Raw genomic sequence first — 17735 nt, forward strand, 5'->3', positions numbered from 1 at the left:
GCTAACTCGCTACAAAAATTAATGGGTGGAAAATGACACATAGAATATTTGTAAATGGGTGGGAGTTGACCAAAGCATCAGTGATAAATGAGGTCTGACCAAAAGCCCCTTTCACGATGATGCCTTGAAGTAATTTCGACCTATCCTGTAGAGTGCTGCACAACTTAGTCAGATTTACACTTAATAAGAGTTGATACCAATGAGTCAGATCTACCATCACCCAGTACAAATTTACTATGAAGATACCGATCACTCTGGTGTGGTTTATCACCCTAACTTTCTTAAATACTTCGAGCGCGCGCGCGAGCATGTCTTGGGTAGCGATAAGCTGGCGGAGTTGTGGAATGAGCATGGACTGGGTTTTGCGGTGTATAAAGCCAACATGACTTTCCAAGATGGGGTCGAGTTCGCTGAGATCTGCGACATCCGAACCTCTTTTGAACTCGATGGAAAATACAAAACCTTATGGCGACAAGAGGTTTGGCGTAAAAATGCCACTAAGCCTGCCGTGATTGGTGATATTGAAATGGTCTGTCTTGATAAAGACAAGCAACTGCAGCCAGTGCCTGCTGAAGTATTAAAAGCGATGCTTGGAGAGTCGAGCTAACTTCGTCTCACCAAACTAGATTAGAAGAGATGAGACGACGAAAAGGTTCTCATCTCTATCTGCATAGGTAGCAAATTTCCACCAAGAGTCACCGCAAAACGGTATTGGTCATCTAATCGGCCCAAGCAACATTGCCAATCTGTAGAAAGGGGGTCTTCAGAAGCGTCCAAATTCAACCCAACTCCGTTATATACGATGATTTCACCGTGTAATCTAATTTCATCCTGCAACTTTGGTTGAAAATTCGAAGGGTGAATTGGCAATGTTTGCTCCGTCAGATTGGAGAAATCAAACGAAAAGCTTCGCAACGATGTGGCTAGCCCCCTGCCCGTCGCTTTGATATACGACTCCTTCAGCGCCCATAGATCGAAAAAGCGCTCTCTCTGCAGCTCTTTACTAAGTTTAAGTAAATCCGCCAATTCCTTATCTGAAAAATAGTGCTTCACGATCGAATCGATATTGGTCGAGCTTCTTGCATGTTCGATATCGACACCCAGTTGAACTCGCTTCCCTTCTCTCTGGCAAACCGCGACTAACAAATGTTCTTTGCTATGACTGATATTGAAATTTAACCCCGTCTTGAGTTGCTGTTCGGCGACTAAACTTGGCTTTCCTTTCTCACCATATTCAAACCGCCACGCTTCAGGCATTAAATCAGAATAGCTCGACAACACCTTTCTTAGGTAGTTACGAACATACAGAGCTTGAACTTGAGATGAGGGCACTCGATAACGCTCGACTTTCGCTATTTCATCGGCCGTAAGTGTCTGTTTGAGGTGTGACTTACTGCCGATATCATCACGCAAATCACTCAAAGAACATAGCCACAAATCAACCACTGGGTTTTCCAATTTACTCACGCTCACTTCTTCAAACCACTTATCAAAAAAACATCAAAACGAACAAATTTAACTCACCTATGTTTTAAGAGAAACATAGAGAATTTGGGCAAGAAACACCCTTCATATGCGGACTTAAAACTAATTTTTCAAATAATAACAAATTAAAACACAGATCACACTTAGCCTTACAGAACAGTTATCTATTAAATGTTACTTACAAAAATCTGACATAGATCTCACCAAGTCAAAAAATAGAGCATAAACACTAAAAAACTACCCATATCCATTAATTATCAATAAGTTAATTGCATTAAAAATACAAAAAACAAAAGTTCAGTAAAATCATCTGGTCTGAACAGATCATAGTGGCCTCTGGGAGCATTGTATCGGCCACTCACCTCGGGTAGCCTGCTCAACCATTAAACAAATTCACACGTTTTTATTGCGGATACCTGCTTTGCATAAAGCAGTACTTTGGACAGGATTTAAATGGACATTAACCTCACATTCGAATACCCCCTTCACGCATGAAACACGTTCTCAACGTCTGCAAGTCAATGAACTTCGCACCCCCTATTTCAGTCAGGTGGCCAACTTTCGGCAGCCTTACTCTTCAGCTGCGTTTGCCCAAATCTGTTTCAGATTTATTTTCGATTCAATTAAAAGCGCAGCCTCAAAACACGACATCGCCCTCAGTGATTTCAAGTGGAGACTCATAATGAGCCAACCCGAAAAAAATACACCGGAATCAGTCGACGACACTCGACTTAATAAACGTCTTAAAGACATGCCTATTGCTATCGTTGGTATGGCAAGCATGTTTGCGAACTCTCGCTACCTAAACAAATTCTGGGATTTGATCAGCGAAAAGATCGATGCAATTACCGAAGTGCCTGATACACACTGGCGCCCAGAAGATTACTACGATTCAGATCGTACTACGCCAGACAAATCTTACTGTAAGCGCGGTGGCTTCATCCCAGAAGTTGACTTCAACCCTATGGAGTTCGGCCTTCCGCCAAATATCCTAGAACTGACTGATACGTCACAGCTGCTATCTCTGATCGTGGCAAAAGAAGTACTTGAAGATGCGAAACTTCCTGAAGGTTACGATCGCGATAAGATCGGTATTACACTCGGTGTAGGCGGTGGTCAGAAGATCGCTCAAAGCTTGAATGCTCGTCTTCAATACCCTGTTTTGAAAAAAGTCTTCAAGAGCAGTGGCATCAACGACGAAGACAGCGAAATGCTGATCAAAAAATTCCAAGACCAATACATCCACTGGGAAGAGAACTCATTCCCTGGTTCATTAGGTAACGTAATTTCAGGTCGTATTGCTAACCGCTTTGACCTTGGTGGCATCAACTGTGTAGTAGATGCTGCGTGTGCAGGTTCTCTAGCCGCAATGCGCATGGCACTGAGCGAGCTGGTTGAAGGCCGCAGTGAAATGATGATCACTGGTGGTGTGTGTACTGATAACTCACCAACCATGTACATGAGCTTCTCTAAAACCCCAGCATTCACTACCAATGAAACCATTCAACCTTTCGACATCGATTCAAAAGGCATGATGATTGGTGAAGGCATCGGCATGGTTGCTCTTAAGCGCCTTGAAGATGCTGAACGTGACGGCGACAGAATCTACTCAGTGATTAAAGGTGTCGGTTCTTCTTCGGATGGTAAGTTCAAGAGTATTTACGCGCCTCGCCCTGAAGGACAAGCAAAAGCACTCAAACGTGCTTATGATGATGCAGGTTTCGCACCGCACACGCTTGGACTACTAGAAGCGCACGGTACAGGTACTGCAGCAGGGGATGTTGCTGAATTTGGTGGCTTGAACTCGGTATTCAGCGAGAACAATGAAGAGAAGCAACACATTGCGTTAGGCTCTGTGAAATCTCAGATTGGTCACACCAAATCAACTGCGGGTACTGCAGGTTTAATCAAAGCTGCGTTGGCACTGCACCACAAAGTACTGCCGCCAACGATCAACGTATCGGCTCCGAATCCTAAACTGGACATCGAGAACTCACCATTCTACCTAAACACACAAACGCGCCCTTGGATGCAACGTGTCGACGGCACACCGCGCCGTGCAGGTATCAGCTCATTCGGTTTTGGTGGCACTAACTTCCACGTTGTATTAGAAGAGTACACGCCAGAGCACGCTCGCGGTGACAAATACCGTCAGCGCCAAGTACCGCAAACTCTGTTGTTCAGCGCAGAATCTCGCCAAGCACTGATCGACGAGCTAAAACAGGTTTCAACTCAAGCTGCCGATGCTGCGTTCAAACTGGAAGCACTTGCTGAGCAACACTCTCTACGTGAAGTAAACGCTCAGCATGCTCGTCTTGGTTTAGTCGTGACTGACCAAGCAGACCTTCAAGCGCAACTGACTCAAGCGATTTCTATGCTTGAGAGCCAAACCAAAACACATTGGCAGATGCCGAGCGGTACTAGCTACCGTGAGTCAGCACTGATTGCTGAAAACAGTGCAGGTAAAGTCGCGGCACTATTTGCAGGTCAAGGTTCGCAATACCTCAACATGGGTCGCGAGCTTGCTTGTCATTACCCAGAGATGCGTCAACAGCTTGCTCAAGCGGATCAGGTATTTGGTCAGCACAAGAAAACGGCTCTGTCGCAAATTCTGTTCCCCATTCCAACCTTCACACCAGAAGCAACCAAAGCTCAAGAAGCTGTGTTAACCAACACGGCCAATGCTCAAAGTGCGATTGGTACTGTGTCTATGGGTCAGTTCGACATCATGACTCAAGCTGGCTTCAAAGCTGACATGGTCGCAGGCCACAGCTTTGGTGAATTAAGCGCACTATGTGCTTCGGGTGTTATCTCGCAGGACGATTACTACCAGCTAGCTTTCGCTCGTGGCGATGCGATGGCAGCGACACCAGAACAAGGCGACAGCGGTACGATGTTTGCGGTCATCCTAGACGCAGACAAACTTCCAGCCGTTGAAAGCTGCATCAGCCAATTCGAAGGCGTGAGCATTGCCAACTACAACGCTCCGACTCAACTGGTTATTGCAGGTCCAACTGCGACGGTTCAACAAGCAGCACAAGCGCTGACAGAACAAGGCTTCAAAGCGATTGCTCTGCCAGTGTCTGGTGCTTTCCACACACCGCTTGTTGCTCACGCTCAAAAACCATTTGCTTCTGCAATTGATAAAGCTTCATTCAGCGCTCCAACGCTGCCGCTTTACTCAAACGCAACGGGCAAACTGCACAGCAAAGACGCGAAAGCGATCAAGAAAGCGTTCAAGCAACACATGCTGCAATCGGTTCGTTTTAGCGAGCAAATTGAAGCGATGTATGAAGCAGGTGCGCGCGTATTCGTTGAGTTCGGTCCTAAGAACATTCTTCAAAAACTGGTTGAGAAAACATTGGCTGATAAGAACGAAGAGCTTTACGCAATCAGCATCAACCCAAGCCCTAAAGGCGACAGTGACCAACAGCTTCGCTTAGCTGCGGTTCAATTGTGCGTGGCAGGTGTTTCATTAGACAACATTGACCCTTACCAAGCTGACATTGCTGAACCTGCGAAGGCATCACCAATGAACATCAAGCTGAATGCAACCAACTACATCAGCCCTGCTACTCGTAAGAAAATGGATCAATCATTGGCTTCAGGCAACGTCACCGAAAAGACTGAGATTGTTGAAGTGAAAGTTGAAGTCGAGAAAATCGTGGAAAAAGAAGTGATTAAAACAGAAATCGTTGAAGTACCTGTGGCTGCTCCTCAAGCTTCAAATGTACAACAGTCAGTTGCTCCTGCACCAAGTGCACAAGTGGCAACAGCAGCTCCGCAATCACAAGTGGTTCAAACTGCCCCAACGACTAGTCAGCCAACAACTCAAGTAACGGTAGATGAGTCTTCATTGCAGTCGTTCTTCAATGCTCAACAACAAGCAGCAGAAGTACATCAGCAGTTCCTTGCGATTCCTCAGCAATACGGTGACACGTTCAACACCCTAATGTCTGAGCAAGCGAAAATGGCAACAGCAGGCGTAGCAATTCCTGAAAACCTACAACGTTCTATGGAGATGTTCCACCAGCACCAAGCAGAGACGCTAAAAGCTCACGCTCATTACCTAGAGATGCAAGCGCACAGCAACAACTCAGCACTTAATATGCTGACGCAAGGTTCAGTACAAACGGCACAACCAACCTTCGTTGCGTCAGTAAATGCTCAACCAGTGATTCAAGCGGCTCCAACAGCTATCGTTCAAGAACCTGTAGCTCAAGTACAAGCTGCTCCTGTACAAGCTGCGCCAGTTCAAGCTGCACCGCTTCAAAAGACAGCAGCTCAGCAAGCTCCAGTACAGAAAGCCGTTCCTACACCACAAGTAGCGGCTCAAGCGGCAGCGCCTGTTGCCGCACAGCCAAGCGCAACCGCTCCTGTTCAAACAGCTAACGGCCTTGATGCAAAAGTCGTTCAACAAACCATGCTAGAAGTGGTTGCTGAGAAGACAGGTTACCCAACGGAAATGCTTGATCTAGAAATGGATATGGAAGCAGACCTTGGTATCGACTCAATTAAACGTGTTGAGATTCTTGGTACGGTTCAAGATGAACTGCCGACTCTTCCAGAGCTAAACCCTGAAGACTTAGCTGAGTGTCGTACTCTTGGCGAAATTGTTGACTACATGAACAGCAAGCTTCCGACTTCTGCACCAGTTGCAGCACAAACGGAACTAGTTGCGCCAGCAGCAGCTAACAACGGATTAGATGCGGCTGTCGTTCAAAAAACCATGTTAGAAGTAGTCGCAGAGAAAACGGGCTACCCGACTGAAATGCTAGATCTAGCAATGGATATGGAAGCCGACCTTGGTATCGATTCAATCAAGCGTGTTGAGATTCTTGGTACGGTTCAAGATGAACTACCGACTCTTCCAGAGCTAAATCCTGAAGACTTGGCTGAATGTCGCACTCTGGGTGAAATTGTTGACTACATGAACAATAAGCTTCCGGTTTCTGCTCCAGTAGCAGCTCAAGCATCTGCACCAGCGCAAGCAGTATCAAACGGTTTAAACGCAGAGCAAGTTCAAAGCACAATGCTAAGCGTAGTGGCTGATAAAACGGGCTACCCAACAGAAATGCTCGACCTAGCAATGGACATGGAAGCAGACCTTGGTATCGACTCAATCAAACGTGTTGAGATCCTTGGTACGGTTCAAGACCAGCTACCAACACTGCCAGAGCTGAACCCTGAAGACCTAGCTGAGTGTCGTACTCTGGGTGAAATCGTTGCTTACATGAATACTAAAAGCATGAACAGCAAGCTAGGCGCTAATGAAGATCCTAACGCAACACCGGCTCCAGAAGTCGCTGCAGCAACTGTAGAAAGCACGAGCAACGACCTAAAACCTGCTCATGTTCAATCGACAATGATGGAAGTGGTTGCCGATAAAACTGGCTACCCAGCAGAAATGCTCGACCTCGCGATGGACATGGAAGCAGACCTTGGTATCGACTCTATCAAACGCGTTGAAATTCTAGGTACGGTTCAAGACCAACTACCAACGCTGCCAGAGCTAAACCCTGAAGACCTAGCTGAGTGTCGTACGCTTGGTGAAATCGTTACTTACATGCAAAGCAAGTTATCCGCAGCTGCACCCGTAGCGACTCCAAAAGCTGAATCAGTAACGCCTATCGCAGAAAAAGCGACAGCGGAACTTCCTCCACACAATGAGGTAGTGCTAAAAAAGCTACCAGCGGCAGATAAACTCGTCGATTGTTTCTCAAAAGACGCTTGTGTCGTGATCACAGATGATGGTCACAACGCTGGTGTTCTTGCAGAAAAGTTGACCGCTAACGGCATTCAAGTTGCTGTAGTGCGTAGTACTCTTTCTGCCGCATCACCTTTAAACAGTGAAATCGCAAGCTACACACTCAACAGCGTCGATGATGCTGGTGTGACTGCGGTTATTAACGACATCGAAGCAGACCTTAAAACGTCGAAGAAAGTGATTGCTGGCTTCATTCACCTACAAGCTATCGTTGATGCAAAACAAAGCAGTGAGCAAGCGGTTAACTTGAATGCAGACTCAAGAGCTTCACTGACAACAGCGTTCCTATTCGCCAAGCACCTAAATGGTCAGCTGAATGCCGTTTCTGGTCGCAGTGTGTTCTTCACACTAAGCCGTATCGATGGTGGCTTTGGTTACCTAGATACTAAGCAATTAGCGAACGCAGAACTTAACCAAGCCGCGCTGTCTGGTCTCACTAAGACACTGAGCCATGAATGGTCAAACGTATTCTGCCGTGCATTGGATACTGACGCTTCGATTGATGCTCGTCACCTAGCTGAAGCTATCACAGGCGAACTGTTCGATATCGATACCAACACGGTTGAAATCGGCCTTAGCCATACGGAAAACGGTGAATCTGGTCGTGCAACACTGATTGCGACAACACCAGGCGCTGCACAAACTAAAAACACAGGCGCTCAACTCACCAAGAGCGACAAAGTTCTCGTAACTGGTGGCGCTAAAGGCGTGACGTTTGAATGTGCACTGACGCTTGCTAAGCAATGTAAATCTCATTTCGTTCTTGCAGGTCGTAGTAAGCATATTACTTCAGTTGAGCTACCTCAGTGGGCACAAGGTAAGCAAGAGAAAGAGCTAAAACCAGCGGCTATCGCTCACCTACAAGCAACAGGTGACAAACCAACGCCGAAGAAAGTAGATGCCTTGCTAAAACCTGTATTGAGCAGCCTTGAAATCAACGCAGCACTTGCCGCTTTCAATGAGATCGGCGCGAGCGCTGAATACCTAAGCCTAGATGTATCGAACCATGAGTCAGTAGCAAAAACACTGGCAAACTTCGAAGGCATCACAGGTCTTATCCACGGTGCAGGTGTGCTGGCTGACAAGCATATTCAAGACAAAACGCTTGATGAACTGAACATGGTTTACGGCACCAAAGTGGGCGGACTAGAAGCGGTTCTTGGTGGTCTTGATAGCAGCAAGCTAAAACTGATTGCGATGTTCTCTTCGGCGGCGGGTTTCTACGGAAACACAGGCCAAAGCGATTACTCAATGTCCAACGAGATCCTGAACAAAGCGGCTCTACAGCTGTCTGCTCGTAACCCTCAAGCGAAAGTGATGAGCTTCAACTGGGGACCGTGGGACGGTGGCATGGTCAACGCAGCACTGAAACGTATGTTTACAGAGCGCGGTGTGTACGTAATTCCTCTTCAGGCGGGTGCAGAGCTATTTAGTTCTCAACTACTGAACGAAACTGGCATTCAACTGCTGGTTGGTACGAGCATGCAAGGTTCTGACAACAAGGAAGCTGCTGTAAAAAAGCTTAATGCGGAGTCTGTGCACCTTGCAGAGAGTCCGCTGAATACAAGCATTACTGTGACACGTCATCTTGATCCAAAGGCATTGCCTTTCATTCAAGATCACTGCATTGCCGGTAACCCAGTGTTACCGACAGTGTGTGCCATCCAATGGATGCGTGAAGTCGCAGAGCAACTGTTAGGGGTGAACGTTAGCGTTCACAACTACAAACTGCTGAAAGGTGTGATTTTTGATACTGATGAAGTGAAAGAGCTGAAACTGGTTCTTTCCTCTGATGCTAAATCAAAAGATCAGCTAAAAGCAGTAATCAGCTGCCAAGGACGACCACAGTATCAAGCTCAGTTGCAAGTTGCCTCTGTGCAAATGTCTGAAGATGTTCAACAAGCGTCGACAAAACGCTTTGAAGCCAGCACTTCAGCACCTGTAACAACGGCACAAGCTCTATACAGTGACGGCACTCTGTTTCATGGACCAAGATTGCAAGGTATTACCTCAGTTGAGCGCTTTGACGACTTAGGCTTATTGGCTCAGTGCCAGTTGCCTCAGATTGAAAACAGCGACTGCGGATCATTTATTCCTAAGCAAGGCTTTGGCGATAGCCAACCATTTGCTGAAGATTATCTGTTGCAAGCCATGTTGGTATGGGCTCGATTGAAATACGGCGCGGCAAGCCTACCGTCTGCAATCGGTGAGTTTGTGTGTTACGCACCGATGCACAATGGTGACCAAGGTTGGCTAGAACTGAGCGTGATAAAAAGCACGACTCGTTCACTGCAAGCTGATATCTCGCTTTACCACCAAGATGGTCGTTTAAGCGCAGTAATGAAAGGTGCCAAAGTCACCATCAGCAAGAGCTTAAATGACGCATTTTTGCCAAAATCTAGCTCAGCAGTGCCGAAGAAAGAAGCGACTAAGAACCCAGAAAAGGAGCAATTGTCATAGTGACTGTTCCTACTAATAAAGCGATGCCATTGCGCATCGCTCTTTTAGCTCAGCCAGCAAACGCGGCTGAGCTTTCTGCCGACTTATTTCCCTCGTTCCCAGAGATGATAACTGTTGTGGTTGATGGCAATTTTAATCAAGCACTTGCTCACGCCATCGAGACAGTCAATCAAGGTAATGTCGTTAAGCTCTGTTTGGATCATCACTCACCATCATTGTTGATGTTAAGTGCGCTGAATGCTGCTCAGAATAAGATTCACCCACACGCGAATTTGGCGAGCTTTGTAGATACAGCTACCGGAAATAGCATTCAGCTAGCTCTGGATATTGCACGCCGCCCCGCTTCAGATTTAAGTCATCAACAGCAACACTCTGACTTATCGGCTTCGCAGCAGTTTGATGAATTGTTGAATATAGTTAATGCGATATCGAGCCGTTCATTACCGAGCCATTCATTACCTAACCATTACTGGTTCACTGAGCCAAACAAAGCACGTGTTGCTGCGTTAACTTTCAGTGACGATAGCCCAAAAGCCACCAGCCTGATATTGACTCAAGCGACCGGTTTGCACGAGCCAAAGCCATTGCTATCCAGCGAGAGTTTGATGTTTGTGGTTTCTGGCTGCGAGCAAACTGAATTGGTTTCTCAGTTGGCCTCACTAAGAGCTGAGCTTAAATGCGTTAGTGATTCGGCAGACAGAGAACTTGCTATCGCCAGCTTGATGTATTCAAACCTAAGTCATTTCCAAAGCGCTCAACACAATGCTGACTGTGGTGCGAATATCGTGATTCAGGCGGCTTCAATCGATGCTGCACTGCAAGAGATCACAGCGCTAGAAAATGCGTTGCCAAAAATAATGGCTGACAATAGCCAATACAAGACTCCAGCAGGCAGTTGTTTCTCACCAAAGCCTCAAAGCAAAGGTGGCGTTGCATTTGTTTACCCTGGTGTTGGCACGGTTTATCCCGGTATGTTGCGCGATTTTCACCACCATTTCCCACAGTTATTTGCTCGTTTAGAACGTGAGGGTAACTTGAAAGAGATGCTGCAGGCAGAGAAAACCTACGCTGAAGATTCGCAAGAAATGTCGCTTAGTGAATTGGCAATTGCCGGTGTAGGCAGTAGTTACCTGTTAACACAACTGCTATGTGATGAATTCAAAGTGCAGCCAGATTTCGCTTTGGGTTACTCCAAGGGTGAGGCTTCCATGTGGGCCAGCTTAAATGTTTGGAAAAACCCACATGCGCTGATTGAGATGACTCAAACTAGCCCTATTTTCACCACGGCAATTTCTGGCGAACTCACTGCAGTGCGTCAAGATTGGCAGCTGAACGGCGACGAAAGCATCCAATGGAACAGCTTTGTGGTTCGCAGTGATGCGCAAGCGATTGAGGCTCTGTTACCAGAGTTTCCACGCGCTTATCTCGCTATCATCCAAGGTGACACTTGCGTACTGGCAGGTTGTGAAAGCACATGTCGTGCATTGCTCAAAAAACTGGGTAAACGTGGCATTGCCGCGAATCGTGTTACCGCAATGCACACCACACCAGCATTGAGCCAACATAGCCAAGTGCGTAAGTTTTACACGCAACCACTGTTCGACGAATTGCCAAAGCATATCCGCTTTATCAGCGCAGCAGGTCTAACGACGGGCGCACCAATCAATATCGACAGCGACAGCATCGCCCTTTCAATTGCCGATACTTTCTGTTCGACGCTGGATTTCACCGCGTTGATCCAGAGTGTGCGTCAGCAAGGTGCTCGTCTGTTTGTCGAAGTAGGTGCCGATCGTCAAACCAGCACATTGATCGACAAGATCAATCGTAGCGACAACGTAGCCGACCAGTACTGCACAATCGCTTCCAATGCCAAGGGTGGTGACGATATTGTCACGCTCATCAAGTGTATTGGCCAGCTCATTACTCATCAAATTCCACTGTCTGTCGAGCCACTTATTCAAGGGCTAGAACAACAGATCACCGCCGCTAAGCAATTACGTGGTGTGCCTCAAGGCAGCGCAGTGAATCATCAAGGAGAGCTAGTATGAGTTCTCAATCGAACCAGTATCAGGCTCAAACTAAGAATAAGCAGCAAGTGAAGTGCAATAAGATCGCGATTGTTGGTATTGCTAACCAGTATCCAGAAGCGGATACGCCAAAAGACTTTTGGCAAAACTTGCTAGATAAAAAAGATTCTCGCACCACATTAAGCGCTGAAAAGTTAGGTGCTAAACCTGAAAGCTATCAGGGCGTGCAAGGCGAATCAGACCGCTTTTACTGTGATAAAGGCGGCTACATCGAAAACTTCAATTTCGACAGCAATGGCTACCGCTTTACAGCTGAGTCATTCAACGGTGTTGACCAAAGTTTCCTATGGGCTTTGGACACCAGTCGTAAGGCTTTAGTCGACGCTGGCATTGATCTGAATGCCGATGTTTTAGAGCGCACAGGCGTGATCATGGGTGCCCTTTCGTTCCCAACCACACGCTCAAACGACTTGTTTCTGCCGATATATCACTCGGTGGTCGAGAAAGCACTACAAGCTAAATTGGCTAATGACCAGTTTTCACTGCTACCAACTAATGAAAACGCTCAAGACCTCAACCCTATCAATGGTGCTGCAGCACATAACGCCTCTAAGTTAGTGGCTGATGCCTTGGGTTTAGGCAACGTGCAACTTAGCCTAGATGCCGCATGTGCAAGTTCAGTATATTCATTGAAGTTAGCGTGTGATTACTTGAACACGGGCAAAGCCGACATGATGTTGGCGGGCGCGGTATCAGGTGCTGACCCATTCTTTATCAACATGGGTTTCTCAATCTTCCACGCTTACCCAGACCACGGTGTGTCGGTTCCGTTTGATAGCAACAGTAAAGGTTTGTTTGCTGGCGAAGGTGCCGGTGTTTTAGTGCTAAAACGCTTAGCTGATGCAGAGCGTGATGGCGACAACATCTACGCAGTCGTCAGCGGTATTGGCTTGTCGAACGATGGCCGTGGCCAGTTCGTATTAAGCCCAAATAGCAAAGGACAAGTACAAGCCTTTGAACGCGCTTACGAAGCTTCTAACCTAACACCAGACAGCATCGAAGTAATTGAGTGTCACGCAACCGGCACACCGTTAGGTGACAAGGTTGAGCTAACCTCAATGGAACGTTTCTTTGCTGACAAACTGAATGGTTCTAACCCGCCATTGATTGGCTCTGCGAAGTCCAACCTCGGTCACTTACTGACTGCGGCGGGTATGCCGGGGATCATGAAGATGATTTTTGCGATGAAAGAAGGTGTTCTTCCGCCAAGTATTAATTTGGACAAGCCGCTATCGTCGCCAGAAGGTTTATTTGGCTCACAGACGCTACCAACGCAAGTTCAACCTTGGCCAAGTAAAGCGGGCAACTCAGAGCGCTGTTCGGGTGTTTCTGTATTTGGTTTCGGTGGTTGTAACGCACACTTACTGCTTGAAGCGTACTCAGATAAGAGTCATGTAAACCAGACTCTAGAGTCTGCGTCTCCAAGACTACAGCCGTCTAATTTAAGCATTACTGGCCTAGCGTCTCACTTCGGTTCTCTGCAAAGCATCAACGCGCTGAGCACTGCGATTGAAACCAACAACGATGCTTTCATTGCTTTGCCTAAGAAGCGCTGGAAAGGTTTAGACCAACATCCAGAACTGCTGAATCAGTTTGGTTTACACGGCATTCCAAACGGGGCTTACATCGATCAATTCGACCTCGATTTCCTACGCTTCAAAGTACCGCCGAATGAAGATGACCGTTTGATCTCTCAGCAGTTGCTACTGATGAAAGTTGCAGACGAAGCGATCAAAGATGCCAAGCTTGTGGCAGGCCAAAAGGTTGCAGTACTGGTAGCGATGGAAACTGAGCTTGAGATGCACCAATTCCGTGGACGCGTAAACCTGCATAGCCAATTGGCTGACAGCTTTGCCAACATGGGTATTGAGCTAACACAAGACGAATACCAATCGCTAGAAACCATCGCGATGGACAGTGTGATGGACGCAGCCAAGCTGAACCAATACACCAGTTTCATCGGCAATATCATGGCTTCGCGCATCTCTTCATTGTGGGACTTTAACGGCCCTGCCTTTACGATTTCTGCCGCTGAACAGTCGGTTGCTCGTTGTATCGATGTCGCGCAAAACCTGATGTCGCAAGAATCAATGGATGCCGTTGTAATTGCAGCCGTTGACCTTAGTAGCAGTGCAGAACATGTCATTCTGAAGAACAGCGTGAGCCCAGTATCACTTGCTCCTAAATTCGGACAACCGCAAGACGGCAGTTGGAATGTCGGCGAAGGCGCAGGTGCAATTGTTCTTGTTGACGAGAGTCGAGTAACGACTAACCAAGATATGGCTTACGGCAGCATCAACGCATTGGCCTTTGGTTCAAGCGAGCGTAACAATGCCGTTGCTGATGAGTTACTGACTCAAGTCGGTATGAGCTCAAACGATGTTTCTCTGCTTGAGCTTAACCATGCACCCGAATCTTCATTACATCAGTCTACGTCTCTAAGTTTCGCGAACACAAAAACGACTCAAGCGAGTCAGCGTGTTGGTCATTGCTCGGCAGCTTCTGGCATGGCAAGCCTACTACACGGCCTCCTCAACCTGAACCTTGCCCCTCTGAATCCAAGCATCAGTTCTAAAAACGCGATTGTTGCCAGCATCAGCGAAGGACAATGTTCACAGCTGCTACTAAGCCAATCGAGTGTTGAATCTCAATCACTTTCTGTTCGTTTAAGTAGTGAACTGGTAAGTGATGCTAAGCGTCAGTTGGTTAAGCAAGTGACTCTTGGTGGTCGCGATATTTATCAACACATCGCAGAGACACCAATCGCTAACCTAGCGCACATTCAACAGAAAGCTTCTGGTAAACAAGCAGCAAGAGTGGCGTCGGCTCCAACGACAGCAAGCATTCAAGCAGCCCTTGTGCAAAAAGAGTTAGAGAAGAAGGTATTAGCGCAGAACGCGGTAGAACCAGCCATCGAAACTCCTACATCAGTATCCCCTACTCTGGCGCCAACTCGCCACAGTCAGCTAACAGGTAACCACAGCAATATGACTCATGTCCTATCCGCTAAAAATGGCGTGTCTCAAATCGACGCAGCTTCACAGCAGCCGCAAAATCTAAGCCAAAACCAAGCGTTTGCTCAAAACCAGCAAGCGGCTCAACAGGTACACAAAGCATTCCTGCACACACGAGCCCAAGGCATGCAGATGGCTGATGCACTATTAAAGGCGCAGCTAAACGCAGTGACGTCTGGTTTAGATAGCTCAGCCGAAACATCAACTCAGCCTGTTCAAGCTCAACCAGCTCAGGTTCAGTCAGCACCGGTAAACGTACTTGCGACACCGGCACCAGTAAAACCTGTTCGTAAGCCATGTATCTGGGATTACGATGATCTGGTTGAATACGCGGAAGGCGACATCGCCAATGTATTTGGCCCTGACTACGCGATCATCGATAGCTACTCGCGCCGCGTTCGACTACCAACCACAGACTACCTATTGGTATCTCGTGTAACCAAGCTCAACGCGACAGTGAACGAGTACAAGCCAAGCACCATGACCACCGAATACGACATCCCAGTTGATGCGCCGTATCTTGTTGATGGTCAAATCCCTTGGGCTGTTGCAGTTGAATCAGGTCAGTGTGACCTAATGCTGATCAGCTACTTAGGCATTGACTTCGAAAACAAAGGCGAGCGTGTTTATCGCCTGCTTGATTGTACGCTGACCTTCCTTGGCGACTTGCCTCGTGGTGGCGATACGCTGCGTTACGACATCTCAATCAACAGCTTTGCTCGCAATGGCGACACGCTGCTGTTCTTCTTCTCGTACGAATGTTTCGTTGGCGACAAGATGATCCTGAAAATGGATAACGGTTGTGCAGGCTTCTTCACTGACGAAGAGCTAGCAGACGGCAAAGGTGTGATTCACACTGAAGATGAAATCAAGGCTCGTAAACTTGCCACTAAGCAACGCTTCGACCCTATGTTGCACTGCCCTAAAACGCAGTTTAACCACCAAGAACTGCGCCACCTGCTGACTGCAAACATTGCAGAGTGTTTTGGCCCAACTCACCAATCTGATCGCCACCAGCCTTCTTTGTGCTTCAGCTCAGAGAAGTTCATGATGATCGAAAAGGTTAGCCGTGTTGAACCGCAAGGCGGCACATGGGGACTTGGTCTGATTGAAGGTCACAAGCAGCTAGAGCCTGAGCACTGGTACTTCCCTTGTCACTTCAAAGATGACTCAGTAATGGCTGGATCTTTGATGGCAGAAGGTTGTGGTCAGCTGCTTCAATTCTTCATGATGCACCTTGGCATGCATACGCTTGTTCAAAATGGTCGTTTCCAACCGCTTGAAAATGCCCCTCAACAAGTGCGTTGTCGTGGTCAAGTTCTACCACAATCAGCAGAACTGACTTACCGCATGGAAGTGACCGAGATTGGTCTAAGCCCTCGCCCATACGCGAAAGCTAACATCGATATTTTGCTGAATGGCAAAGTGATTGTTGATTTCCAAAACTTGGGTGTGATGATCAAAGAAGACGACGAATGTACTCGTTACCTACCTTCTTTAGAAACAGCTGTCGCGACTCCTGTTATCGAAAACTTGGACCATAAAAGCTTAGGCCATACGCCAGCAGTGAACCAACAAGCTTCAGCAAATGCGCCACTGATGGCGCAAATTGAAGACCTAGAAACTGCACCAAACAAAGGTGTGATTCCACTTCAACACGTTGAAGCGCCGGTGACTCCAGATTACCCAAATCGCACTCCAGATACAGTTCCATTCACGCCTTACCACATGTTCGAATTCGCAACGGGCGATATCGAAAAATGTTTCGGCCCTGACTTCTCAATCTACCGTGGGATGATTCCACCACGTACTCCGTGTGGCGATCTGCAGCTAACTACTCGTGTCGTAGAGATTGATGGCAAGCGTGGCGACTTCAAGAAGCCTTCATCGTGTATCGCAGAATACGAAGTGCCAGAAAATGCATGGTACTTTGATGAAAACAGCCACCACACCTTGATGCCTTATTCGGTATTGATGGAGATTTCACTGCAGCCAAACGGCTTTATCTCTGGCTACATGGGCACCACACTAGGCTTCCCAGGTGAAGAACTGTTTTTCCGTAACCTAGACGGCAGCGGCAAAATGCTGCGTAACGTCGACTTGCGTGGCAAAACGATCACCAACGATTCTCGCCTGCTTTCAACCGTAATGATGGGTACAAACATCGTACAGAGCTTTAGCTTCGAACTGAGCACTGACGGCGTGCCATTCTACGAAGGTACAGCGGTATTTGGTTACTTCAAAGGCGCAGCACTGAAAGACCAACTGGGTTTGGACAACGGTAAGGTGACTCATCCTTGGCACGTTGATAACAACCGCACGCCGGATGTAAACATCAACCTGCTAGACAAAACGACGCGTTACTTCAATGCACCTGTCTCGTCTACTGGTGAAGTACAAGAGCACTACAAATTGGCCGGCGGTCGTTTGAACTTTATCGATACCGTGCAGATCACTAGCGATGGTGGTAAAGACGGTCTTGGTTACCTATACGCTGAGCGTACGATTGACCCAAGTGATTGGTTCTTCCAATTCCACTTCCATCAAGATCCTGTAATGCCAGGTTCTCTAGGTGTCGAAGCGATCATCGAGCTGATGCAAACCTATGCGCTAAACAAAGATCTTGGCGCTGACTTCCGCAATCCAAAGTTCGGTCAAATCCAATCTGAAGTGAAATGGAAATACCGTGGTCAGATTAACCCTCTGAACAAACAGATGTATCTCGATGTACATATCACAGCGGTTAAAGACGAAGACGGCAAACGCATCATCGTTGGTGACGCAAACCTGAGCAAAGATGGTCTGCGTATTTACGAAGTGAAAGACATCGCAATTTGTATCGAAGAAGCCCCTGCTACCGATAAAGCTTCTGGTATCAATAAAGCTTAAGCCGCCATTAGAGACAGAGAATTAGGAAAGAAT

General features: G+C 47.3%; 5 protein-coding genes. 4 read left to right on the forward strand and 1 reads right to left on the reverse strand.

Annotated features, from left to right (window positions below; translation table 11 throughout):
- Positions 1 to 199: 199 nt before the first annotated feature.
- A complete protein-coding gene (locus AB6F11_RS08835; protein ID WP_016795211.1) occupies positions 200 to 607 on the forward strand; it encodes a thioesterase family protein in 408 nt (135 codons plus the stop codon).
- A gap of 20 nt (positions 608 to 627) precedes the next feature.
- Here the strand turns inward: AB6F11_RS08835 and AB6F11_RS08840 are convergent, their stop codons facing one another.
- Positions 628 to 1458, reverse strand: coding sequence for a 4'-phosphopantetheinyl transferase superfamily protein (locus AB6F11_RS08840; protein ID WP_102393536.1), 831 nt, complete (start codon positions 1456 to 1458; stop codon positions 628 to 630).
- Positions 1459 to 2167: 709 nt separating this feature from the next.
- Here AB6F11_RS08840 and AB6F11_RS08845 point away from each other — a divergent pair.
- From AB6F11_RS08845 to AB6F11_RS08855, 3 genes are read left to right on the forward strand one after another with little or no spacing between them, the layout of a single operon-like run.
- Positions 2168 to 9712: a type I polyketide synthase gene (locus AB6F11_RS08845; protein WP_102393528.1), complete on the forward strand. Its 7545-nt coding sequence runs from the start codon at positions 2168 to 2170 to the stop codon at positions 9710 to 9712.
- The gene (locus AB6F11_RS08850) at positions 9712 to 11760 is read left to right on the forward strand and encodes a PfaB family protein (RefSeq protein ID WP_065583680.1); all 2049 of its coding nucleotides are present in this window, start codon (positions 9712 to 9714) and stop codon (positions 11758 to 11760) included. Before AB6F11_RS08845 ends, AB6F11_RS08850 begins: the two co-directional genes overlap by 1 nt.
- Positions 11757 to 17702: a beta-ketoacyl synthase N-terminal-like domain-containing protein gene (locus AB6F11_RS08855; RefSeq protein WP_102393529.1), complete on the forward strand. Its 5946-nt coding sequence runs from the start codon at positions 11757 to 11759 to the stop codon at positions 17700 to 17702. The genes AB6F11_RS08850 and AB6F11_RS08855 overlap by 4 nt, the downstream gene beginning before the upstream one ends.
- The last annotated feature ends 33 nt before the right edge of the window (positions 17703 to 17735 follow it).

The organism is Vibrio sp. 10N.247.311.14 (genome assembly GCF_041467715.1).
In the GTDB taxonomy this organism is placed as follows: Bacteria; Pseudomonadota; Gammaproteobacteria; order Enterobacterales; family Vibrionaceae; genus Vibrio; species Vibrio crassostreae_C.

Excerpts from the sequence above, each read along its gene's own strand:
- AB6F11_RS08835 (WP_016795211.1), top strand. The coding sequence starts at position 200 with ATGAGTCAGATCTACCATCACCCAGTACAAATTTACTATGAAGATACC.
- AB6F11_RS08845 (WP_102393528.1), top strand. The coding sequence starts at position 2,168 with ATGAGCCAACCCGAAAAAAATACACCGGAATCAGTCGACGACACTCGA.
- AB6F11_RS08855 (WP_102393529.1), top strand. The coding sequence starts at position 11,757 with ATGAGTTCTCAATCGAACCAGTATCAGGCTCAAACTAAGAATAAGCAG.